General features: G+C 59.8%; 21 protein-coding genes. 9 read left to right on the top strand and 12 right to left on the bottom strand.

The window, feature by feature from the left end:
- The first annotated feature begins 40 nt into the window (after nucleotides 1–40).
- The 8 genes from RAC79_RS01960 (at nucleotide 41) to RAC79_RS01925 (ending at nucleotide 5112) form a co-directional block, all read left to right on the top strand.
- On the top strand, nucleotides 41–481 hold the full coding sequence (locus RAC79_RS01960) for a DUF2948 family protein (protein WP_004432481.1): 441 nt from the start codon (nucleotides 41–43) through the stop codon (nucleotides 479–481).
- Between the two features lie 132 nt (nucleotides 482–613).
- Entirely contained in the window at nucleotides 614–1912 is a 1299-nt protein-coding gene (gene hisD, locus RAC79_RS01955; RefSeq protein WP_174038797.1) for a histidinol dehydrogenase, read from the top strand.
- A gap of 3 nt (nucleotides 1913–1915) precedes the next feature.
- Nucleotides 1916–2389, top strand: a complete 474-nt coding sequence (locus RAC79_RS01950; protein WP_004432477.1) for a UPF0262 family protein — start codon at nucleotides 1916–1918, stop codon at nucleotides 2387–2389.
- Between the two features lie 2 nt (nucleotides 2390–2391).
- Nucleotides 2392–2880 (top strand): low molecular weight phosphatase family protein, encoded by a 489-nt coding sequence (locus RAC79_RS01945; protein ID WP_004432476.1) that lies wholly within the window; start codon nucleotides 2392–2394, stop codon nucleotides 2878–2880.
- 143 nt (nucleotides 2881–3023) lie between these two features.
- Nucleotides 3024–3242, top strand: coding sequence for a translation initiation factor IF-1 (gene infA / locus RAC79_RS01940; RefSeq protein ID WP_003503453.1), 219 nt, complete (start codon nucleotides 3024–3026; stop codon nucleotides 3240–3242).
- Between the two features lie 33 nt (nucleotides 3243–3275).
- On the top strand, nucleotides 3276–3899 hold the full coding sequence (locus RAC79_RS01935) for a Maf-like protein (protein ID WP_020010410.1): 624 nt from the start codon (nucleotides 3276–3278) through the stop codon (nucleotides 3897–3899).
- A 3-nt stretch (nucleotides 3900–3902) separates the two neighbouring features.
- Nucleotides 3903–4130 (top strand): DNA gyrase inhibitor YacG, encoded by a 228-nt coding sequence (gene yacG, locus RAC79_RS01930; protein ID WP_065654468.1) that lies wholly within the window; start codon nucleotides 3903–3905, stop codon nucleotides 4128–4130.
- A gap of 148 nt (nucleotides 4131–4278) precedes the next feature.
- Entirely contained in the window at nucleotides 4279–5112 is an 834-nt protein-coding gene (locus RAC79_RS01925) for a DUF6030 family protein (RefSeq protein ID WP_161987686.1), read from the top strand.
- Between the two features lie 12 nt (nucleotides 5113–5124).
- Here RAC79_RS01925 and galE read toward each other — a convergent pair whose 3' ends face one another.
- From galE to mscL, 3 genes are all read right to left on the bottom strand, one after another.
- Nucleotides 5125–6156: a UDP-glucose 4-epimerase GalE gene (gene galE, locus RAC79_RS01920; RefSeq protein WP_142844033.1), complete on the bottom strand. Its 1032-nt coding sequence runs from the start codon at nucleotides 6154–6156 to the stop codon at nucleotides 5125–5127.
- A 327-nt stretch (nucleotides 6157–6483) separates the two neighbouring features.
- Nucleotides 6484–7650 carry a pyridoxal phosphate-dependent aminotransferase gene (locus tag RAC79_RS01915; RefSeq protein WP_078051268.1) on the bottom strand — a complete coding sequence of 389 codons (1167 nt, stop codon included), beginning with the start codon at nucleotides 7648–7650 and terminating at the stop codon, nucleotides 6484–6486.
- Between the two features lie 154 nt (nucleotides 7651–7804).
- Complete coding sequence (gene mscL / locus RAC79_RS01910) at nucleotides 7805–8233, bottom strand: large conductance mechanosensitive channel protein MscL (protein ID WP_080855948.1); 429 nt, start codon at nucleotides 8231–8233, stop codon at nucleotides 7805–7807.
- A 219-nt stretch (nucleotides 8234–8452) separates the two neighbouring features.
- On the opposite strand from mscL, the gene RAC79_RS01905 reads away from it, so the two are divergent.
- Nucleotides 8453–11962, top strand: a complete 3510-nt coding sequence (locus tag RAC79_RS01905; RefSeq protein ID WP_142844034.1) for a hybrid sensor histidine kinase/response regulator — start codon at nucleotides 8453–8455, stop codon at nucleotides 11960–11962.
- Between the two features lie 55 nt (nucleotides 11963–12017).
- Here the strand turns inward: RAC79_RS01905 and RAC79_RS01900 are convergent, their stop codons facing one another.
- The 9 genes from RAC79_RS01900 to cheR form a co-directional block, all read right to left on the bottom strand.
- Nucleotides 12018–13865 carry a methyl-accepting chemotaxis protein gene (locus tag RAC79_RS01900; RefSeq protein ID WP_078051270.1) on the bottom strand — a complete coding sequence of 616 codons (1848 nt, stop codon included), beginning with the start codon at nucleotides 13863–13865 and terminating at the stop codon, nucleotides 12018–12020.
- Nucleotides 13866–14008: 143 nt separating this feature from the next.
- A complete protein-coding gene (gene visR / locus RAC79_RS01895; protein WP_003522758.1) occupies nucleotides 14009–14710 on the bottom strand; it encodes a transcriptional regulator VisR in 702 nt (233 codons plus the stop codon).
- Nucleotides 14711–14763: 53 nt separating this feature from the next.
- Nucleotides 14764–15495, bottom strand: coding sequence for a transcriptional regulator VisN (visN, locus tag RAC79_RS01890; RefSeq protein ID WP_065654475.1), 732 nt, complete (start codon nucleotides 15493–15495; stop codon nucleotides 14764–14766).
- A 370-nt stretch (nucleotides 15496–15865) separates the two neighbouring features.
- A complete protein-coding gene (fliF, locus tag RAC79_RS01885; protein WP_035262795.1) occupies nucleotides 15866–17548 on the bottom strand; it encodes a flagellar basal-body MS-ring/collar protein FliF in 1683 nt (560 codons plus the stop codon).
- A gap of 129 nt (nucleotides 17549–17677) precedes the next feature.
- The gene (locus tag RAC79_RS01880) at nucleotides 17678–18061 is read right to left on the bottom strand and encodes a hypothetical protein (RefSeq protein WP_035262798.1); all 384 of its coding nucleotides are present in this window, start codon (nucleotides 18059–18061) and stop codon (nucleotides 17678–17680) included.
- Nucleotides 18062–18075: 14 nt separating this feature from the next.
- The gene (cheD, locus tag RAC79_RS01875; RefSeq protein WP_003522762.1) at nucleotides 18076–18621 is read right to left on the bottom strand and encodes a chemoreceptor glutamine deamidase CheD; all 546 of its coding nucleotides are present in this window, start codon (nucleotides 18619–18621) and stop codon (nucleotides 18076–18078) included.
- Complete coding sequence (cheY2, locus tag RAC79_RS01870) at nucleotides 18618–19007, bottom strand: chemotaxis response regulator CheY2 (RefSeq protein WP_003503467.1); 390 nt, start codon at nucleotides 19005–19007, stop codon at nucleotides 18618–18620. The genes cheD and cheY2 overlap by 4 nt, the downstream gene beginning before the upstream one ends.
- Complete coding sequence (cheB, locus tag RAC79_RS01865; RefSeq protein WP_065654478.1) at nucleotides 19007–20062, bottom strand: protein-glutamate O-methylesterase CheB; 1056 nt, start codon at nucleotides 20060–20062, stop codon at nucleotides 19007–19009. The genes cheY2 and cheB overlap by 1 nt, the downstream gene beginning before the upstream one ends.
- On the bottom strand, nucleotides 20059–20967 hold the full coding sequence (cheR, locus tag RAC79_RS01860; protein WP_003522764.1) for a protein-glutamate O-methyltransferase CheR: 909 nt from the start codon (nucleotides 20965–20967) through the stop codon (nucleotides 20059–20061). The genes cheB and cheR overlap by 4 nt, the downstream gene beginning before the upstream one ends.
- Nucleotides 20968–20972 lie beyond the last annotated feature (5 nt).

Raw genomic sequence — 20972 nt, 5'->3', positions numbered from 1 at the left:
TGGAAATAGCGGTCCGCACCGCAAAAGAAGGAAGAAAAAGATGAGCGGCCTGAAATTGCTCGCGCTGGATACTGAAGATCTCTCCGTCATCTCGACGCATATGCAGGACAGTGTCTTCAAGCTGAAGGATGTTGCCTTCGAGCCGAAGCACGGCCAGTTCACGCTTTCCGCCAACCGTTTCGTCTGGGAAAGCACTGACAAAAAAAACCTGCCGCCGGAACGCTGCCGCAGCGTCGTTTTCCTGAAACGTGTCTCCGCCGTCCGCTCGCACGGCATCAACCGCGCCGACAGGGAACAGGTGCTGTCGCTTCTCGCCATCCGCTTCGTGCAGAACGGCGAAGGACCTGATGGAGCCGTGGAATTGACGCTTTCGGGCGGCGGCGCCATCGCGCTCGATGTCGAATGCATCGAGGCGCAATTGACCGATGTGAGCGGCGCCTGGGAAACGGCTGCCAAACCGCATCATCCAGACAGCGAATAAGCACACCGCACCATTGCAACGGTTGCCTTTCGTCACCGTTTCGATTTATGCCACATACCAGAGCCGCAATTTTTCTGCGGAAGTTCGTGCACCTCGCGGGATCGCCCGCGGGGACAATGAAAGGGTAATGGCGTGGCAATCTGGCTGGAGCAGGCGTCGGCGGATTTCGAACAGAAATTCGCGGCCTTCCTGACAACCAAGAGAGAAGTTTCCGAAGACGTCAACGCAACCGTTCGCGACATCATCAACGATGTCCGCCATCGCGGCGATGCGGCCCTTGCCCATTATTCCCAGAAATTCGACGGCATCGATTTCACCAAGGTCTCGATGCGTGTCACGACGGACGAGATCGATGCGGCCTTCGCCGCCGTCGACAAGAGCGTCATCGAGGCGCTTGAACTCGCTGCCCGGCGTATCGAAAAACACCATGCACGGCAGATGCCGAAGGATGATATTTACGAGGACGATATCGGCGTGGGTCTCGGCTCGCGCTGGACCGCCATCGAAGCCGTTGGCCTTTATGTGCCCGGCGGCACGGCGAGCTATCCAAGCTCGGTGCTGATGAATGCCGTGCCGGCGAAGGTTGCCGGCGTGGAGCGCATCGTCATGGTCGTTCCGGCCAATGGCGGCGCGGTCAATCCGGCGGTGCTGGCTGCGGCGCGTATTGCGGGCGTCGAGGAAATCTATCGCATCGGCGGCGCACAGGCCGTCGCCGCACTTGCCTATGGCACGGAAACCATCGCGCCGGTCGCCAAGATCGTCGGCCCCGGCAATGCCTATGTGGCGGCTGCAAAACGCCAGGTCTTCGGCACCGTCGGCATCGACATGATCGCCGGTCCCTCCGAAGTGCTGGTTATTGCCGACAGGGACAATGATCCCGACTGGCTCGCGGCCGATCTTCTGGCGCAGGCGGAGCATGATCGCGGCGCGCAATCCATCCTCATCACCGACAATGCCGAACTCGGCAAGGCCGTTGAAGCCGCTGTCGAGCGGCAGCTGAAGCGCCTGTCGCGCTCCGAGACGGCGGCGGCGAGCTGGGCCGATTTTGGCGCGGTCATTCTGGTCGAAAAGCTCACCGACGCCATCCCGCTCGCCAACCGCATCGCTGCCGAGCATCTGGAACTTGCCGTCGATGACCCGGATGCCCTGATGGCGCATATCCGCAATGCGGGCGCGATCTTCGTCGGACGCCATACGCCGGAAGTGATCGGCGATTATGTCGGCGGCTCCAACCACGTGCTTCCGACGGCGCGGTCGGCGCGCTTCTCCTCCGGGCTTTCGGTGCTGGATTTCGTCAAGCGCACCTCGATCCTGCGGCTTGGACCGGAGCAGCTGCGACAGCTCGCGCCCGCGGCCATCACCCTTGCCCGGTCTGAGGGACTGGACGCGCATGCGCGTTCCGTCTCCATTCGCCTCAATCCGGAAAGTTAAGCGATGGCTTCAGGCGATTTCCGGCTTTGCGACGTGGTACTGGACGACAGCATCGGCCGGTCCACGCCCGACGTGGAGCATGAACGCGCCGTCGCCATTTTCGACCTGATCGAAGAAAATAGCTTCGAACCTTTCGGCCATGATGGCGGCCCCTATCGGCTGCATATATCGCTGGTCGATGCCAAGCTGGTTTTTTCAATCCGCACCGAAGACGAGAAGGATGTCGCGACCCATATTCTGTCGCTGACGCCGTTCCGCCGCATCATCAAGGATTATTTCCTGATCTGCGAAAGCTATTACGAAGCGATCCGCTCCTCTACGCCGAGCCAGATCGAGGCGATCGACATGGGCCGGCGCGGCATTCACAATGATGGCTCGCAGACGCTGATGGACCGGCTTTCGGGCAAGATCAGGATCGATTTCGACACGGCGCGCCGCCTCTTCACCCTTGTCTGCGTGCTTTATTGGCGGGGTTAGAGATGATCGATCCTGCCGCAGCGCCAAACGAGGGACGAGCGCCCAAATCGGTCCTCTTCATGTGCGGCATGAACTCCATCCGTTCCCCCATGGCGGAGGTCATCGCCAAACGGCTGGTAGCGCCCGGCATCTACATCCAGTCCGCCGGCGTGCGAGCCGGCGAGCGCGATCCATTCGTGGATGCGGTGCTGGAAGAACAGGGTTTTTCGCTGGGCAAGCACAAACCACGCACTCTGGACGAGATCGAGGATGATTTTTTCGATCTGATCATTACATTGACGCCAGAAGCCCATCACGCCGCACTGGAACTGACGCGCTCAAATTCGCTGGACGTGGTCTATTGGCCGACCATGGACCCAACAGTGATCACAGGCACGCGCGAGCAGATTCTCGACGCCTATCGCGAGGTGCGGGACCACCTGGCAAAGCTGATCTCGGAACGACTGCCGAGGCGGCAGCAGCCGGTGGCGGATACGCTTTCAAAAGACTGAAAACTGCCTCGGCCTGTTAAAATCAATCGCGATTTTCAAGCCGATGCTTTAGAGGTTCACAAATGTGCCGGGATTGTGTAGTTTCCGCGCAATTTTCCCGGACTCGATATGTCCGGCACTATCAACAGGAAGAAAACCCTTACATGACAAAAGAAGAAGTCCTTGAATTCCCGGGCATCGTAACCGAATTGCTGCCGAACGCAACATTCCGCGTGAAGCTTGAGAACGACCACGAAATCATCGCCCACACGGCGGGCCGCATGCGCAAGAACCGTATCCGCGTTCTGGCCGGCGACAAGGTGCTGGTCGAAATGACGCCTTACGACCTCACCAAGGGCCGCATCACCTATCGCTTCAAGTAATCCACCTTCCGCATCGGACGCCCGGGCAGCGCAATGACCAATTCAAAACAAAAGCTCGTTCTGGCATCCGGCTCGCCGCGGCGTCTGGAGCTGCTGCATCAGATCGGTATCGAACCGGCACGTCTGATGCCGATGGATATCGACGAGACGCCGGCCAAGCTCGAGCATCCGCGCACGCTCTGCCGCCGTCTGTCATTGCAGAAGGCGGAAGCCGCGCAGGCCGCGCTGAAGAACGAACAGGCGTGGAAAGACGCCTATGTTCTGGGATCCGATACGGTGGTCGCCGTTGGTCGCCGCATCGTCGGCAAGGCCGAATATACGGAAGAGGCCTCGGCGGCGCTGCATCTTCTTTCGGGACGCAGCCATTGGGTCTATACCGGCATCTGCCTTGTGACCCCCGGCGGCAAGATCCGCCAGAAGGTGGCGGAGACCAAGGTGCGCTTCAAGCGCCTCTCCACGAGGGAGATCGAGGCTTACATCGCGTCGGGCCAGTGGCGCGGCAAAGCGGGAGCCTATGGCATCCAGGGCATTGCCGGCGCATTCGTGCAGAAACTGACCGGCTCCTATACCAATGTCGTCGGCCTGCCGCTTTATGAAACCATGTCGCTTCTTTCCGGAGAAGGATTTGAGGTGACTTCGGGCTGGCTCGAAGGATAGGCCATGGCAAAGTCCCCCACCGAAGGCGCTGGAAACGTCACCCCGCTTCGCAAATCCCAGCCATGCCCTGAATGCGGGCGGCCCTCGACGCGCGAAGACTATCCTTTCTGCTCGGATCGCTGCCGCTCGCTCGATCTCGCCCGCTGGCTGAACGGCTCTTACGCCATTCCGGTTGCGGACGATGAAAGCAGCGCCGGCGGACAGGACGGCGGCAAGAATAACGCCGAATGAGAACCTGCACCGCCGGAAACTTCGGCGGTGATTACATAAGATTTTCAGAGCAACCGCTCGCACCACATATTCACCGGGTTGCCGACAGCCCGAAAAACCATATCAGAACCGGCTGACGCCTTTTTCCGCCAGCCCTTAAGGTCTTGCGATGGACGCAGGCTTGCAGAAGAGAGTGAGCCATGGCGCGCTGCTGTTTGCGGTGCTGGCCGTTTGCCTTGCCATAGGCGCAACGGTGCTGCTGGCCAATGACAAGAAGCACCTCAAAAGCCTGCTGGCCTATCTCAATCTGACGCCCGCCATACAATCCGCCACGCCACCGAAGATGAAGCCCGTCAAACGGCAGAAACTCGCCACCCAAAAAGTCTCTCTGCCGCCGCATCTGCTGAAGTTCGAGCAAGTGGGCGACAGAGCATCTTTCGCCCGCGATTTCGTTGTTTCCGGCAAGGAGCTTTGCGAGCGCTTTACAGCCGCAGGTTTCTCCAACCCGCAGGGCTGGCACGCCAGCCCGGTCAACATCCGCAGCTCCGAATGTATGGCCGATTTTGCGGCAGGAAACGCATCGGACCCGGCCGAGCGGGCATCGCTCTTTCTTGAAATAAGGGGCGAAGCGTCCGGAGAAATTCGCTCCATCAGGATGAAGGCCGTTGCGCCCATAACGCCGGACGGGACGGCCGTTCTGGCGAAGCTCGATGAAGCGCTCGCCATGATTATCGGACAGACACGCTGGGCCGATCTGGCGGACATGCTTGAGCCGGCGCGCCGGATGCAGCTCTATCAGGCACAACATTTCGGTATTTCGGTTTCCATGAAACCGGAACCGACGGCGCCGCATCGCCTGAACGTGATTTTGCTCGCAAGCGAACAATCGCCGGGATTGAAGCTGACACGCAGCTTCTTTGACAGGGATCGCTGGCTTAGCCCAGCCGCTCCACAGGATCGGCCGGCGCTCTATCCCTCCGTCAAAAAAGACCGTGTCCGGTGAGGCGAAGGCCGCTCAGCCTATTGCAGCCAGCTTGCGCCGCACCGGCGGAATCCTGTCGCTTTGCTGGGCCTGACGTTTGGCCTCCCACTGAAGTGCTGTGCGAACAATTGTCGCCAGATCGTTGAAGCGGGGACGCCAGCCCAGTTCCGACTGGATACGCGACGAATCCGCCACCATGGTCGCAATATCGCCCGGGCGACGCGGACAATGGATGATCGGAAAATCGCGTTCCGATTCCCGCTGCACCGCCTGCAGGACATCCAGAACCGAATAACCGACGCCATAACCGCAATTAAGCGTGCGGGTGCCGCCACCGGCGCGCAGATGCGCCATGGCCAGCATATGGGCGTCGATCAGGTCGCTGACGTGAATATAGTCGCGGACACCGGTGCCATCGGCGGTCGGGTAGTCCGTTCCGTAAACGTCCACCTGGTCGCGGCGACCGGTTGCGGCTTCACAGGCGACTTTGATGAGGTTGGCCACGCCCGTGGGCGAAGGCCCGGCGCGGCCCTGCGGGTCGGCTCCGGCGACGTTGAAATAACGCAGCGCCACATAATTGAAATCATGCGCCTGCACGACATCGCGCAGCATGATTTCAGAGGCGAGTTTCGACAGGCCGTAGGGGTTTTCCGGGCTGAGGATCGCGGTTTCAGGAACCGGGCCATTAAAGGGCTGGTTTCCATAGACGGCGGCTGTCGAGGAGAAAATGAAATTGCGGATGCCATGGGCGACCGCCGCAGCGACGAGGGCGCGGGTCGTGCCCGTATTGTTTTCGTAATATTCGAGCGGCTGGCTGATCGATTCAGGAACGCTGACAGAGCCCGCGAAGTGGAAAATGGTCTCGATCTGGTTTTCTTCGAAAATCTGGTCGAGCAGGGCGCGGTCCGCCGCATCGCCCAGATAAAAACGCGCCGCCGGCGCAACAGCCCAACGCGACCCCGTCGAAAGCCGGTCGACAACAACGACCTCTTCCCCGGCATCGAGCAAAGCCCACACCATGTGGCTTCCTATATAACCGGCCCCACCCGTGACCAGAACAGCCATGACACTACTTCCCTGTTTGCTTTTCTTAAGCTCATCAAAGCCAATAATTCTTCATCATTGATTACTTGCACAGCGAATACGCGACCAATCCCCCGCCCCATTTAAAAGGTGGCTTACGATTGGTTAGCGCAATGAAGTGCTTTTTATCGATTAGTGAAAATGTTCTCATAAATGGAACAAGGAGCGCATATCACAGAAAATCCCCCACGTCGATGGTTGCGCCGTGGGGTTGCAGTTTTAGGTCTTCGCTGTGATTTTGTTGTCGATTTCCCTACCGCAGCGCGATCCCGGCGCGGCAGGAGAAACCATTGCACGGAAAGCCGACGCTTACCTGCCGAGGATATAGGATGCCAGCCGGCCAGCCGCGTCTTCTATCTGCCTGGGGTTGCGCAGGAAGCAGGCCCGGAGAAACAGTTCCCCTCCCGGACCGAAGGCCGTGCCGGGCGCAAGACCAACCCCGGTCTTGTCGACGATATCGAGCGCCGTCGCCCGGCTGTCGGTTACGCCGTCAATCTTGAGAAAGGCGTAAAGGGCGCCGTCCGGCTTCAGGGTTTCCACACGGTTCGTCGCGATGAGCGCATCGCAGAGAATGTCGCGGGATGTCAGAGCGCGTTCGTAATTCTCACGGACAAAACCATCGCCGTGATCGAGGGCGGCGACCGCGCCGCGCTGCATGAATTGCGCCACGCCTGAGGTGGAATATTGAATGAGATTCTCGATCACCTGACCGATGGCCGGCGGGGCGACAAGCCAGCCGACGCGCCAGCCGGTCATGGACCAGTTCTTCGAGAAGGAATTGGCGAAGACGATCTTGTCTTCCGGCTCCATGACGTCGAGGAAGGACGGCGCACGGCTGCCGGAATAATGATAGAGCGCATAAATCTCGTCAGCGACGATCCACAGATCGTGTTTGCGGGCGAGAGCCAGAACGTCGCGGAGATTGTCGAGCGTCGCCGTCCAGCCGGTCGGGTTGGAGGGCGTATTGATGAAAAGTGCCTTCGTCTTATCCGTGATCGCGCTTTCCAGCCTGTTGATGTCGAGATCCCAGCGGCCGTCGCGGAAATCGATACCGACCGGAACCGCCTTCGCACCCGCCACGCCGATGGCGGCCACGATATTCGGCCATGTCGGAGACAGATAGACCATTTCGTCGCCCGGCGAGGTCAGCGCCTGCACGGCTAGCACGATGGCCTGCATACCGGAACCGGCAGCGTAGAAATGCTCCGGCGGCAGCGACGCCGCGAAATGGCGCTCGTAATAACGGCTCAGCGCCTGCCGCAGTTCGGGAATGCCACGCTGCCAGGTATAGAAGGTTTCGCCATTATTCAGCCCGTCGATGGCGGCCTGATTGATGAAGTCTGGGCTCGGCAGATCGCCTTCGCCAACCCAAAGCGGCAGGAGATTGTCCCGCCCCCGGGCATAATTCACGACTTCAACAATGCCGCTCTCGGGAGCCGCCAGAGAGCGCGCACTCAGACTGTTCAAAATGGACATTAAAGACACTCCGTTTGGTGCCTTCTTATCGCATCGAACCAGCCGTGTGCATGATATTCCGTGAGGCGATCATGGATTTTCTTTATGGGTCATCCCCGGCAGGAGATCGCCGGCCGCATGGGGCGGCACATCAGGCCGGGGACGATGACGACAATCAACGCGTCTTCAGCAGATCGCGGATTTCGGTGAGGAGCTTGACGTCTTCCGGCGGCGGTGCTGCTTCCGGCTTTTCCTCGACCTTCTTGCGCTCAACGGACTCACGAAGCTTGTTGACGCCCTTGACCATCAGGAAAATGATCCAGGCCAGGATAAGGAAGTTGATGAGAACCGTCAGAAAGTTGCCGTAGGCGAAGACGGCGCCCTGATCGCGGGCGGCGGCAAGCGACGTGGCGTTGACGCTGGAGCTCAGCGGCAGGAAGTAGTTCGAAAAATCGAACCCGCCGAAGATCGCGCCGACAATCGGCATGATGAGATCGTTGACGACGGAGTCGACGATCTTGCTGAAAGCCGCACCGATAATAACACCCACGGCCAGATCCATGACATTGCCGCGGGCAATGAAGGTTTTAAATTCGTTAAGCATTCAGATTGTCCCTCTCTCCTGCTTCGCGAGCTGAAGCTATGTGACTGTCCCTACGGGTCAAACCATATAGGGTACGGGCTTCATTTGGAATCCGCGGGATTGCATTTATTAGCTTTTTTGCACGCTCACCTTGAACTTTATGCTCAGACCGCGCTCATTCTCAACGGCGCGGAATTCGCCTATGCTTGATATCAGGGAATTCTTGCATGGGGAGGATGCGTGCTTCCTGGGTGGATCATATTCGGTTCGGCCTTCGCTTATGTCCTGCTGCTGTTTGCGGTTGCAAGCTATGGGGACAGGAAGAGCCGCAAAAGAAACGCTCCGAACAAGGGGCGTCCGTTCGTCTATGCGCTCAGCCTGGCGATTTATTGCACCTCCTGGACCTATTTCGGCGGTGTGGGGCTTGCGGCAGACAGGGGGCTGGAATTTCTCGGCATCTATACCGGCCCGATCCTTGCCTTCACCATCGGCATGCCGATCATCCGCCGCATCGTCGAACTGGCGAAAACGGAAAAGCTGACATCCGTTGCGGATTTCATCGCCGCCCGTTACGGCAAGAACTCCACAGTGGCGATGATCGTCGCCATCATCGCTCTCGTCGGCGCCATTCCCTATATCGCGCTGCAACTGAAAGCCGTTTCCAGCTCGGTGGCGACGATGGTCGATCCCGGCGATTACGGCATTGGCAGCGGCAATCTTTATTTCCTCGATCTGCCGCTGGTCGTCACCATCGTGATGGCGGGGTTTGCCGTCATGTTCGGCACCCGCCACACCGATGCCACCGAACATCAGGACGGGCTCATTCTGGCGATCTCGATGGAATCGCTGGTCAAGCTCGTCGCCATGTGCACCGTCGGCTTTTATGTGCTCTTCGTGCTCTTCGACGGTCCCGTGCATCTGTGGCAGCTCGCCTCCGATAACGAACAGGCCATGCGGGCCATATCCTATCACACGCCCGTCAGCCGCTGGATCGTTATGACCCTGCTTTCCGGCTTCGCCATCATCCTGCTGCCGCGCCAGTTCCACGTTACCGTGGTTGAAAACCGCACGCCGCAGGAGCTGCGCATGGCTGGGTTCCTGCTGCCGCTTTATCTCATCGCGATCAACATCTTCGTGCTGCCGATAGCGCTGGCCGGCATTCTGACGCTCGGCGCCAATGGCGATGCCGATCTCTACGTGCTGCAATTGCCGCTCAATCACCAAATGCCGGTCGTGTCGCTGATCACCTTCATCGGTGGATTTTCGGCGGCGACCGCGATGGTGATCGTCGCCTCGGTGGCGTTATCGATCATGATTTCCAACGATATCGTCATGCCGATCTTCCTGCGGCAGAAGCTCCTGAACCGTTCTCCGCACCGGGACGACTTCGCCAAGACGCTGCTCAACATCCGCAGGACGGCAATCTTTGCGGTGCTGCTTCTGGGCTATGGCTATTATCGCGCCGCCGACAGCGCCACGGGCCTCGCCTCCATCGGCCTTCTCGCATTCGCCGCCATTGCGCAGATGGCCCCTGCCTTGTTCGGCGGGCTGTTCTGGCGGCGCGCCAACGCGCGCGGCGCAATCGCCGGCTTAAGTTCCGGCTTTTTCGTCTGGGCCTATCTGCTGTTCCTGCCAAGCTTCGGTGGGCCGGATAATTCCGAGGTCGCGGCGAATATTCTCGGCTTCCTGTTTTCCGGCAGCACGGTGTTCAATGGGCCTGAAGCCGACCCGTTCGTGAATGCGGTCATTCTCAGCCTGCTCGTCAACAGCCTTGCCTTCGTGCTCGGCTCGCTTTCGCGCAATCCGAGGCCGGTGGAGCGCATCCAGTCCGGCATCTTCGTCAAGCGCCACTCGAAATCGCAATTTGCGACACGCGGCTGGAAAACCCGTGTCAGCGTCGGCGACCTCAAAAGCGCGGTGGCGCGCTATCTTGGCGAAGAGCGCATGCTGCGGTCACTCGCGACCTATGAAAAGACGGCGGGCAGGAAGCTCAATGACGATCAGCCGGCGGACATGGCGCTGATCCATTTCTCCGAACAGTTGCTGGGCAGCGCCATCGGCTCCTCCTCAGCCCGCCTGGTCCTTTCGATCATTCTTCAGAAGGCGGAAGATACCAGTGCGGACACGGCATGGCTGCTCGATCAGGCAAGCGAGGCCCTGCAATATAATCAGGACATGCTGCAAACGGCGCTCGCCCAGATGGATCAGGGCATTGCGGTTTTCGACAGTTCGCAGCAGCTGACCATCTGGAACCGGCGCTTCCGCACGCTGCTGGATTTGCCCGAGCAATTCGGGCAGGTCGGCGTACCGCTGACGGATATCGTTTCGATGCTGCAGGAACGGGGCGATATGCCTGATGGCGACACGAATGAGCTGATTACCAGCTTCCTGACCATGGACCTGCCCTTCTCGCTGGTGCTGGCGGGCGGCGAGCGCATCATCGAAGTGCGCTCCAACACCATGCCGGACAAGGGCATCGTCGCCACCTTCACCGATATCACCCAGCGTGTGGCGAGCGATCAGGCGCTGAAACAGGCAAACGAGACGCTGGAGCAGCGCGTGGCGGAGCGAACCGTGGAGCTTACCCGCGTCAACCGGGAACTGGCAGAAGCGCGAGCATCCGCCGACGAGGCTAATATCGGCAAGACACGGTTTTTCGCCGCCGCCGGCCACGATATTCTCCAGCCGCTGAATGCCGCCCGCCTCTATTCCTCCTCCCTGGTCGAACGGCTTGGCGCATCGGGAGAAAGCGATCTCGTCCACAATATTGATTCGGCGCTGGAATCGGTCGAAACCATTCTCGGCGCGGTTCTCGATATTTCCCGTCTCGACACCGGCTCGATGAAGGCGCGCATGACATCCGTGCCGCTGAATGAGCTGCTGAAACGCATCGAAACCGATTTCGCGCCGATGGCGCAGGAAAAGAACCTCGACCTTGTGGTCATGCCAACCTCGCTCACGGTCCGCTCCGACCCCAATCTCCTGCGGCGTCTGATACAGAATCTCGTTTCCAACGCCATCAAATACACGTTGAAGGGCAAGGTGGTCGTCGGTGCGCGCCGCCGGGGCGGCGAAGTGGTCATTCAGGTGACGGATTCCGGTATCGGCATTCCCTCTTCCAAGTTTCGCACTGTCTTCAAGGAATTCGCCCGATTGGACGAGGGCGCAAGAACAGCATCCGGCCTCGGGCTCGGTCTTTCGATCGTCGATCGGCTGTCGCGCATGCTGCACCATCCGGTACAGCTGATTTCCACCCCGGGAAAAGGCACGACCTTTCGCATCCACCTGCCGCGCGAGGCGGATCGCCTCGTACCGGCCAAAGCCGATAGTGGAATAACCCGTCGGGCAGCCAGCGACCGCCTTCAGGGCGTCCGGGTGCTCTGCATCGACAACGAGCCGAAAATCCTCGAGGGCATGACGCTGCTCTTGACCGGATGGGGTTGTGAGGTTTTACCCGCAGGTTCCGTGGCGACGCTTGAGGAACCCTTCCTCACTTTGGCCGAAGCCCCCGACGTCATCGTCGCCGATTACCATCTGGACGATGGCGACGGCATCAGCGCCATCCGCCTCATCAGGACATTTTACGGCAAGACGATCCCTGCCCTGCTGGTGACGGCGGACCGCAGCCCGGAAGTGCGCAGCGATGCCGAAAAATACGGGATTTCGGTTCAGCACAAACCGGTCAAACCGGCAGCGCTGCGGGCCTATATCAACCAGATATCCAGTACTGTGCGGGCAGCGGCCGAATAAAAACTCCCGGACCTTGCGATCCGGGAGCGGTTTTGACCTTCAAAAAACAGACCTATCAGGCCGCCTGATTGTAGCGATCCCTGCCGGTCGCCGAACCCTGCTCCATCTGGAACCGCTGCACCAGATCGAGCAGCGCTTCCACCTCGCCGGAAAGCACCCGGCTGGCCGCGCTCGACTGTTCGGCAAGCGCCGCATTCTGCTGCGTCATCTGGTCCATCTGGTTGACGGAGCTGTTGACGTTATGAAGCGCGGAGGACTGGTCCTGCGTGGCCGTCGCGATGGTTTCGACATGCTGGCTGACGGTAACGATCTGCTGGCTGATGGCGGAAAGAACCGTGCCCGCCTCCTGCACCAGCTTCGAGCCGGAGCTGACCTCATGCGTCGACTGGTTGATGAGCTGCTTGATCTCGCGGGCCGCGTCGGCGGAGCGCTGGGCAAGCTCGCGCACTTCCTGCGCCACCACAGCGAAACCCTTGCCCGCCTCACCCGCGCGCGCCGCCTCAATGCCCGCATTCAGGGCTAGGAGGTTGGTCTGGAAGGCGATGTCGTCGATGACCTCGATGATCTGCTCGATCTTGCGCGAGGCGTCTTCGATGCGGCCCATGGCGTCGACGGCGTTGCTGACGACCGAACCGGAACTGTCGGCGCTCTGCTTGGTGATGCGCACGGCCTCATTGGCCTCCCGCGCCCGTTCAGCCGACGATCTGACCGTGACGGTGATTTCGTCCACGGCGGCGGCGGTCTCTTCCAGCGAGGCGGCCTGATTTTCGGTGCGCTTCGACAGATCGACCGACGATTGCTCGATTTCAAAGCCGCTATGCTGGATGATGAGCGTGCGCTCGCGGATCTGCCCCAGCGCATCGCGCAGGTTGAGAAGAGATTCGTTGAAATCCGTGCGCAGACGATCAAGACGACCAGCGAAAGGAGTCTCGATCGTGCGGCTCAGATCGCCACGCGAGAGCCTGCCGAGGCCGGAAGCAATCTCGCTGACCGCAAACTCGATCTGCCCGTCGAGCTCCTGTTTCTCGGCGTCGTTGCGGTGACGTTCGGACTCGGCGGCGGAGCGTTCCTCGGCGCTTTTGCCCTCAATCGCCAGTTTCTCGATCGCATTCTCGCGGAAAATCACCAGCGCGCGGGCGATGTTGCCGAATTCATTGGTGTTGGTGGCATATGGGATCGGCGTGTCGAGATTGCCGTCCGAAAGGGACTTCACCGCATCGGTCAGCTTGCCAAGCGGCTGAAGCGTGCGCTTGATGACGAAATAGGCGAGCAATCCGACGCCGAGCATGGCGAGCGCGCCGCAGATCAGCATCATGTCGCGCAGGCTGTATATCTGCGCATCGTAGACATCCATGGGAACGCCCACGAACAGGATGCCGACGGTTGCGCCGGTCTTGTTCGTAACTGGCATATAACCGGTCATGTAGCTGGTGCCGAACAGCGTGGCGGTGCCAAAATAGGCCTCACCCTTGGAGACTTTCGCAAAAGCGGGATGATCGGTAGCAAGCTTGGTGCCGGCTGCTCTCTCGCCCTTTTCGTTCTTCAGATTGGTGGTCATGCGAATGAACTCGCCGCCCTTGGCTTCAAACACGGTAGAAATACCGCCGTTACCGGCTGCGGTGCGGTCGACGAGATCATTGTCGCGCATCGTTCCGATGCTGGCGCGACCCACACTTTTGAGGTCCCCATCCACCATTTCGAGGGCGACGCCGCCGACCTTCAGTTCGTAAAGGATCGCCATGCTGCGCATTGCGCTGTGCGTATCACGCAGCGCGGTGGTGATGATGTTGTCCTTCAAGCGAATGTAGGTCGAAAAACCAACTGCCGCCACGCTGAGCGTGATCAGGCCGATCGTCAACGCGACGACCTTGCCGGCAACGGACTTAAAGAGCCGGTTGTGCATGAAACAGTTCCCCAAAGCCAAACTTATAAAAGTTCTAGTAGGCAACTGTTAAAAAAACGCGAAGCGTCGATAGCGCCTTTTAGGGGGGCACAAGCCGGGCCGGCGCCTGCCGGCTTATGAGGGACGGGAAAACCCGTCCACCATCAGTGGATATAACCGAGCCGGATGGCCTTGGCGATCGCCTGGATACGGTTGACGGAATCGAGCTTGATCGTCGCCGAACCGAGATAGGCGTTGACGGTGTGCACGGAAAGCCCGAGCTTGACCGCGATTTCTTCGCTGATACGGCCGTCCCCCGCCAGTTGCAGGCAGGCGATTTCCCTCTCGCTCAGCGCCTCGGAAGGCGCCGCCTTGCGCTCGTCCAGCGCCAGCATGTCCACCATGATCTCGCAGCATTTGATGTGCTGTTCGATCACGACCTCATTGTCGAGAACGAGGTTGGTGCCGCAGAAGACGATGTAACCATTGCCGATGGTACCGAGCCGCACCGGGAGCGCCAGCCCCGCATAGGGCAATGTGTCATTTTCGATGCGGCGCAGAAGTGCGGGCACATCGGGAAGATCGGCAAAGCCGCCGGCATTCTTGTTGCGCCAGATGACCGGCAGGAGCGATGTCTCGATATGATCGAGAAGAATGTCGCCGACGGCGCGGATGAACTGCGCGCTCTGCTCTGCGGCATTCATGCCCCAGTTTTCCAGCTCGCAGGTCAGCTTTTTCTTGTTGGGGAAACCGGAAGCGGCAGCCTTCGTCACCACGAAATTTCGCGCGCCGACCAGCTTTTGCATGGCGACGAGCTTCGGAAAAAGATCCGACCGGCTCGTCACGACAGGGCTGCGGTAAAACATGCCCGTCTGACCTGAACCCTCATTGTCTTTCGTCTGTACCATCCGTCCGACCATTATACGAGGTTGTTGCGCACGGCGTAGGCAATTGCCTCCGAGCGGGTTTTCGTCGCGGTTTTACGCATCACGCTTGTAATGTAATTATTGATCGTATTGCGCGAAATGCCAAGGATCATCGCAATTTCATCGCTCGTCTTGCCTTCCGCGATCCAGAACAGGCATTCAAGCTCGCGCTCCGTGAGATCGATATCGCGCACGGTTTTTGCTTCGCTGGCAATGCCGAAGCTGACGCAATAGCCCGTCAGCAAAGCGATTTCGCGCAGCCTTTCCGGCGAAGGCACCGCTTCTTCGGGAAACAGCAGCAGCAGCGAAAGCCGGATGCGCCCCACGCAGAAAGACAGCGCCGAATATTGCCGGTCTATGCCGTAGGGAACCGAAACATCGTCGGGAAGGAAGAGCAGCCGCGGCTGCAGAAGCGAAAGGCATTTCTCCATTTCGCTCGATCTGTTCTGGCTGTTGGCCAGTTCGACACCAAGCCTGCGGACCAGATCGAAAGGCCAGTCGGAGGTGACGATGAATTTCAGTCCGGTTTCTTCGAGAAGATCATCCCGCGCCAGCAGATAATGCGAGGCGCCAGCGTAGGTTACGAGCAGATCCAGTGCGCCTGCAACGTTACCGGCAGCAGCCGTGGCTGCGACGTTTTTAGCAAGCTGATCGCGCGGCAGGGGCTTACCCATGCCCTCCATAGGCTTGGCAGACAGCCTGCGGATATCAACATCGACTTTCAATCGCCTACGCCCTCTTGCTCCCAGTGGGAGATTATACCTCGGGATGGAATCATTCCATTCGAGAAGCTTACCAAAATGGGACGGCAAGCCCCCGGAGACCGAATCACTTCATTTTATGGAACGGACTGGGATATGCCATTACCTGACACCAGCCTTTCCACGTATTTCCCTGCTCGTCTATTACTAAAAAAACATACTGAAAAGCTGTTCAATCCATAAACGGCATTCTCAGCCAATTCCCAGCAAACTGTATCGTTGCTGAATTTTTTGTAAACACTGTCCTGAAACGAGATTGCCACGGCTCGCCCCCCAAGCATAGCGAAAAGCCCAAAAACGGAAAAAAGGCCGGGTAAAACCGGCCTTTTCGATATTATGCTGCTTTTTCCACCGCCCATTTGCGCAGGATCTTGGCGGCTCTTTCCTCGCTGATTTCCACCATGCGGGAGAGCCTGCGTTCCGGTCCTTCGCGAACCCGGCGGTTGAATGTGCCCTCGCCATCGCCGCCCGCCAGAAGGTCGTCGGTGCTGTCGAAGCCGAAATCCGCCCCGAAACCTTCCATGAGACCGCCTGCGCCCGCATCCATGCCGGGAGAGAAATCCGGCAGTTCGAGACCGGCGGCCTCCTGGCTGAGCTGGCCTGCGGCGGCACCGTTGCCGGTCACCGTGCGGACCAGAGGGCGTACGCCGAGCCAGACGACAAGGAAGGCAACCGCGACAAAGGCGAGCGAGTTGATGATGCCGGCGGAATTGCGGCTCAGCACTTCCATGATGCCCGGGCCGGTTGCGGCCTCATCCAGCAATTGCGTTTCGAGGAAGTCCATAGCCGTCAGCGAGACGATGTCGCCACGGTCGGAGGAAATGCCCGCGGCCGAAGTGACGATCTTCTGCATTTCAGCAAGATAGGCGTCGATCTTCGCCTGATCCGCGGGCTCGCCGACCATCTTGGCGATCCGGCCCTTGTTGACGACGACCGCGACCGAAATCTTCTCGACGGTGTAGCCGTTCTTGACCGTGGCTACCGTCTTGGAATTGATCTCGTAATTGGTCTGCTCTTCCTTCTTGGCCGACTGGTCGGAGGACTGCGGACCGCCGCCGCCGCCCTGGGGTGCTGCCTGCGGTACGTTCTGTTCCACGGTCGCGGCCGTATCCGGCTGCGTTTCCTGCGATTTCTGGTCTTCCTTCACCGTGCGCACGGAGCGCTCGACGCGCGATTCCGGATCGTAAACGGTTTCCTGAATCTGGCGGCTGTCGGTATTCAGCTGCGCCGTGACGCTGGAGCGGAAATTGTCCATGCCGAGGAAAGGCGCCAGCGCCTTGTCGATATTGGTTTCGATTTCCTGCTGCACATTCTGCGCCAGCGTCAGCGAGCGGTTCATGGCGGCATTGGTGACATCGTCGCCGGAAGCGAGAAGCTGGCCGGTCGAATCAAGCAGGGTCACATCATCGACTTCAAGGCCGGGAACGGCCGAGGCGACGAGGTGACGGATGGAGGCGGACGCCTTGCGGCCGGCCGAAGCACTGGCGCGAATCATGACCGATGCGGTGGGCTTCTGTTCGCCACGACGGAAATTGCCTACGTCAGGCATGACGATATGGACGCGTGCGGCCGCAATGCCGTCGATCTGCTGGATGGAGCGGCCGATCTCGCCCTCAAGGGCGCGAACGCGCGTCACTTCCTGCATGAAGGAGGTCAGGCCGAGAGAGCCGACATTGTCGAAAAGCTCATAACCGGCATTGGCGCTGTCGGGCAGGCCGCGCTCGGCCAGAAGCAGCCTTGCCTTGCTGGTGAGGCCGACGGGAACCTGAAGGCTGGAACCATCGGTCCCCACCTGAAAGTCCAGACCCGATTCGGCGAGCGCAATGCTGATCTTGTTAAGGTCGCTTTTTTCAAGCCCCACATAGAGGGTCTCGTAAGCGGGACGGTTCACGTAAAGAGCTGCGGCAAGGATGATGGCCATGGACACAACGCCCACGCCGCCCAGCATCAGCAGCCGTGTCTGCCCCAGCGCCGCGACATTCTTTAAGACCTGAGGGATTTGATTTAACAGATTCATTCTGTTCCGCACCGTCATTCATAGAGTCCGAGACCTTTTGGCCCCGTCGTGACAATAGGGTGCGAAGCTTGCGCGAGCGTTGCCTTTCTCCGCATTCCGCGAAGGACGGTAACGCTGACGGAAATAACTCTAGAACAAGTCGAAGTCGCCCGAGGCCTTGTCCAGCGGCTGGGAATGGCCATGGCGGAAGGCCGCGCCGAGCGCCTTCTGCATTTCGGCCAGCTTGACCAGGCTGAGGGCGGTGGAAACATCCACGATCCAATCTCCGGGGATGGAACCGGTGATGGTATCGATGAATTCCGCAAGGCCGCGGGTTTTCTGGACGGCAAGGTCGATGCCCTGCAACAGCTTGACGCCTTCACTGGACAATTGACCGCTGGTCACTTCAAGCAATTGCGGCTCGATGCGCTCGATGAGATAGGCGACGTCGTGCAGTTCCGATACCACGCGCATCAGAACGTCCGGCAGGGCTTCTTCGAACGGAGTGGCGGCGGTGTGCTCTGCAAGCTGCATTGGAAACTCCGTGACTAGAAAAATTCGATGTCGTTGGCGACTGGCTTGGGGGCCGGCACCGGACGCGTTTCCATGGCAACCGTCTTCTGGGTTTCCGCGCCGCTGAGCGGATGCTGACGCGCGCGCCCGGAGACCGGCCAGAATTCGATCTTTCGTCCGTGGTCCCCGCCCGTGGAGGAGCTTAAGACCGGAATACCTTCATCCTTCAGAAACTGCATGGCGAAGATGGCATTCTGCTCACCGACATTGGAGAAGCTGGCAATCGTCTTCGCGCCGCCGAAAACCTTGGCTTCCAGCCGGTCGCGCCGTGCCCCCTGCTTCAGGAGGCCGTTGATCAGGAGCTCCATGAGATGCACGCCGTAACGCGTCGCATCTCCGCCGGTCACATTTCCCGTTCCCGGCAGCAGGAAGTGGTTCATGCCTCCCAGGCCGGCAACGGGATCTCTCAGACAGGCGGCCACGCACGAACCGAGTATCGTCGTCAGCACCACATCGGGATCGCTGACGACCTTATACTCGCCCTGAATGATATGTACGCGCTTGGCCGCAGCTTCAATCATTTCAGCGATCCGAAAACCGCCTCGATGGCAGCGCGCATTTTGTCGATCGTGAAGGGCTTGGCCAGCACGTTGTTGGCGCCGAGCTGGGCTGCCTTCTGCACCAGCGCGCGGTCGCCCTGCGCGGTGAGGATGATGAAGGCGGCCTTCTTGGTCGTCGGGTTGGCCCTGACGGCGTGCAGGAAACCGAGACCGTCCATCTTCGGCATGTTGAAATCGGAAATGACGAGATGATGGGGCTGCTGCTCCATGATCTTCATTCCCTGCTCGCCGTCACCAGCGGCGGTGATCTGCTTGAAGCCGAGCTGTGTCAGCGCATCGCTGAGGAGCAGCCGGCTGGTCACCTGATCGTCGACGATCAGAACTTTGATCTTTTCTGCGAGAGACATTAGTCAGCACCTTCTTTACGGGCAGTGGTTAGTTTCAGGATTTCTTCGCCGATGGAGGCCAGCGGGAGTTGCTGTTCCACGGCGCCAAGTTCATAGGCCACGCGGGGCATGCCGTAGACGACACATGTTTTTTCGTTCTGGCCGACGGTGCGCGCACCGGCATGACGCATCTTCAACAGCCCGGCTGCGCCATCGCGGCCCATGCCGGTCAAAATGACGCCGACGGCGTTACGGCCGGCAAGCTCAGCCACCGAATCGAACAGCACATCGACGGAGGGTCGGTGGCCGTTGACGGGATCGCGTTCGACGAGCCGGCAGCAGGGTGCGGACCGGTTGGCGATCTGCAAATGGCGCTCGCCGCCCGGCGCAAGATAGATCTTGCCGGTCTGAAGACGTGCACCGTCCGTCGCCTCTTCCACCACGGGGGCGCAGATGCGGTTCAGCCGTTCGGCAAAACTCTTGGTGAAGGTCGGCGGCATGTGCTGGGTGATGACGGTCGGCGGGCAATTGGCCGGGAATTTCTGCAGCACGGCGATCAGCGCTTCGACACCGCCCGTGGAGGAACCGATGGCAACGACCTTGCGCCCAGCCCGATATTCACTGACCGGGACCGGCTGCGGCACGGCTGCGGCTTCCGGGCGCGCCGCGCGGTAGGCGGCGTGTTGAGAGCGGGCAGCGGCCTTCACCTTGTCGGCGAGATCGCCAAAGGGGCGCGCATCGCCCGGCGCCGGCTTGCCGACACAGTCGAAGGCACCGATTTCAAGCGCAGCCAACGAAGCATCCGCGCCGCGATGGGTCAGCGACGAGACCATGATGACCGGCATGGGCCGCAGACGCATGATCTTTTCGAGAAATTCGAGACCGTTCATTTCCGGCATCTCGATGTCGAGCGTCACGACATCGGGGTTGAGCTGCTTGATGGCCGCGCGTGCTTCCATGGCGTTGCCGGCCTGCCCGACCACCTCGACTTCCGGATCGGCCTTGAGGACAGCCGAAATCAGGCCGCGCATAGTGGGGCTATCATCGACGACGAGTACCCGTGCGAGTGCGCTCATGCCTTCCTCCCCGAAGCGTGGCCAGTGAAGCGGTAGGTGGTGATGCCCGTATTGTCGAACAGGTTCTTGGCGTCACCGGAAACGCGTTCGGAATGCCCGATATAAAGATGACCGCCTTCCGGCAGTAGCCCGGCAAAACGCGACCAGATGCGCATCTGCGTCGGCTCGTCGAAATAGATGACGACGTTGCGGCAGAAAATGACGTCGAAATTGCCTTTGAAGGGCCATTGCGTCATCAGGTTCAATTCGTTGAAGGTGATGAGGCGCTTGACCTTGTCGTCGATGCGGAACTTGCGGCGACCGCCGGCATCGACTTCCGTGAACCATTGCTTGCGCATGGCGGGAGACACGGTTTCGAGCGCATTGTCATCATAGACCCCTGCCCGGGCCTGCGCCAAAATCTTGGGGTCGATATCCGTCGCAAGAATCTTGAAATCGTAATCCGCCGCATTCGGGAACATGGCAAGCACGGTAAGCGCGATGGAATAGGGCTCCTGCCCGTCCGAACAGGCGGCCGACCAGATGCGGACACGCCCGCCGCTCTTCGCCCGGGCGATGAGGCCCGGCAGGACCTCGTCACGCAGATGTTCGAAATGGTGGTTCTCGCGAAAGAAGCGGGTGAAATTCGTCGTCAGATGCGACAGCATTTCGCGCCGCGCCTGCGCGCCATCCGGCGAGGACACCAATGCGCAATATTCGCGAAAACCCGACAGGCCGAGATTGCGGATATGCTTCGACAGGCGGGAATAAACCAGCGACGCCTTGGTGTCGTTGAGATAGATGCCCGCATCGGCATAGATCATCGCCGCGATTTCCGACAGGTCGCGTCTCGTCAGCGGGTATTCGCCGCTGGCAAGAACCTCGTCGGGAGACTGGCGCTGATCGCTGAAATTAAGTGCTGCCATGAACG

Source organism: Agrobacterium sp. LR_9, from assembly GCF_041954855.1.
GTDB classification, from domain to species: domain Bacteria; phylum Pseudomonadota; class Alphaproteobacteria; order Rhizobiales; family Rhizobiaceae; genus Agrobacterium; species Agrobacterium leguminum.
The sequence above is the reverse complement of the archived record's forward strand: the minus strand, read 5'-3'. Positions and strand labels throughout refer to the sequence as shown.

What these genes read in the sequence shown, in the direction of transcription:
- RAC79_RS01960 (WP_004432481.1), top strand. Translation starts at nt 41, where the DNA reads ATGAGCGGCCTGAAATTGCTCGCGCTGGATACTGAAGATCTCTCCGTC.
- RAC79_RS01935 (WP_020010410.1), top strand. Translation starts at nt 3,276, where the DNA reads ATGACCAATTCAAAACAAAAGCTCGTTCTGGCATCCGGCTCGCCGCGG.
- fliF (WP_035262795.1), bottom strand. Translation starts at nt 17,548, where the DNA reads ATGAATCTGTTAAATCAAATCCCTCAGGTCTTAAAGAATGTCGCGGCG.
- galE (WP_142844033.1), bottom strand. Translation starts at nt 6,156, where the DNA reads ATGGCTGTTCTGGTCACGGGTGGGGCCGGTTATATAGGAAGCCACATG.
- cheB (WP_065654478.1), bottom strand. Translation starts at nt 20,062, where the DNA reads ATGAGCGCACTCGCACGGGTACTCGTCGTCGATGATAGCCCCACTATG.
- yacG (WP_065654468.1), top strand. Translation starts at nt 3,903, where the DNA reads ATGGCAAAGTCCCCCACCGAAGGCGCTGGAAACGTCACCCCGCTTCGC.
- infA (WP_003503453.1), top strand. Translation starts at nt 3,024, where the DNA reads ATGACAAAAGAAGAAGTCCTTGAATTCCCGGGCATCGTAACCGAATTG.
- RAC79_RS01915 (WP_078051268.1), bottom strand. Translation starts at nt 7,650, where the DNA reads ATGTCCATTTTGAACAGTCTGAGTGCGCGCTCTCTGGCGGCTCCCGAG.
- RAC79_RS01945 (WP_004432476.1), top strand. Translation starts at nt 2,392, where the DNA reads ATGATCGATCCTGCCGCAGCGCCAAACGAGGGACGAGCGCCCAAATCG.
- RAC79_RS01925 (WP_161987686.1), top strand. Translation starts at nt 4,279, where the DNA reads ATGGACGCAGGCTTGCAGAAGAGAGTGAGCCATGGCGCGCTGCTGTTT.
- cheD (WP_003522762.1), bottom strand. Translation starts at nt 18,621, where the DNA reads ATGATTGAAGCTGCGGCCAAGCGCGTACATATCATTCAGGGCGAGTAT.
- RAC79_RS01900 (WP_078051270.1), bottom strand. Translation starts at nt 13,865, where the DNA reads ATGCACAACCGGCTCTTTAAGTCCGTTGCCGGCAAGGTCGTCGCGTTG.
- RAC79_RS01880 (WP_035262798.1), bottom strand. Translation starts at nt 18,061, where the DNA reads ATGCAGCTTGCAGAGCACACCGCCGCCACTCCGTTCGAAGAAGCCCTG.
- cheY2 (WP_003503467.1), bottom strand. Translation starts at nt 19,007, where the DNA reads ATGTCTCTCGCAGAAAAGATCAAAGTTCTGATCGTCGACGATCAGGTG.
- cheR (WP_003522764.1), bottom strand. Translation starts at nt 20,967, where the DNA reads ATGGCAGCACTTAATTTCAGCGATCAGCGCCAGTCTCCCGACGAGGTT.
- RAC79_RS01950 (WP_004432477.1), top strand. Translation starts at nt 1,916, where the DNA reads ATGGCTTCAGGCGATTTCCGGCTTTGCGACGTGGTACTGGACGACAGC.
- visR (WP_003522758.1), bottom strand. Translation starts at nt 14,710, where the DNA reads ATGTTTTACCGCAGCCCTGTCGTGACGAGCCGGTCGGATCTTTTTCCG.
- mscL (WP_080855948.1), bottom strand. Translation starts at nt 8,233, where the DNA reads ATGCTTAACGAATTTAAAACCTTCATTGCCCGCGGCAATGTCATGGAT.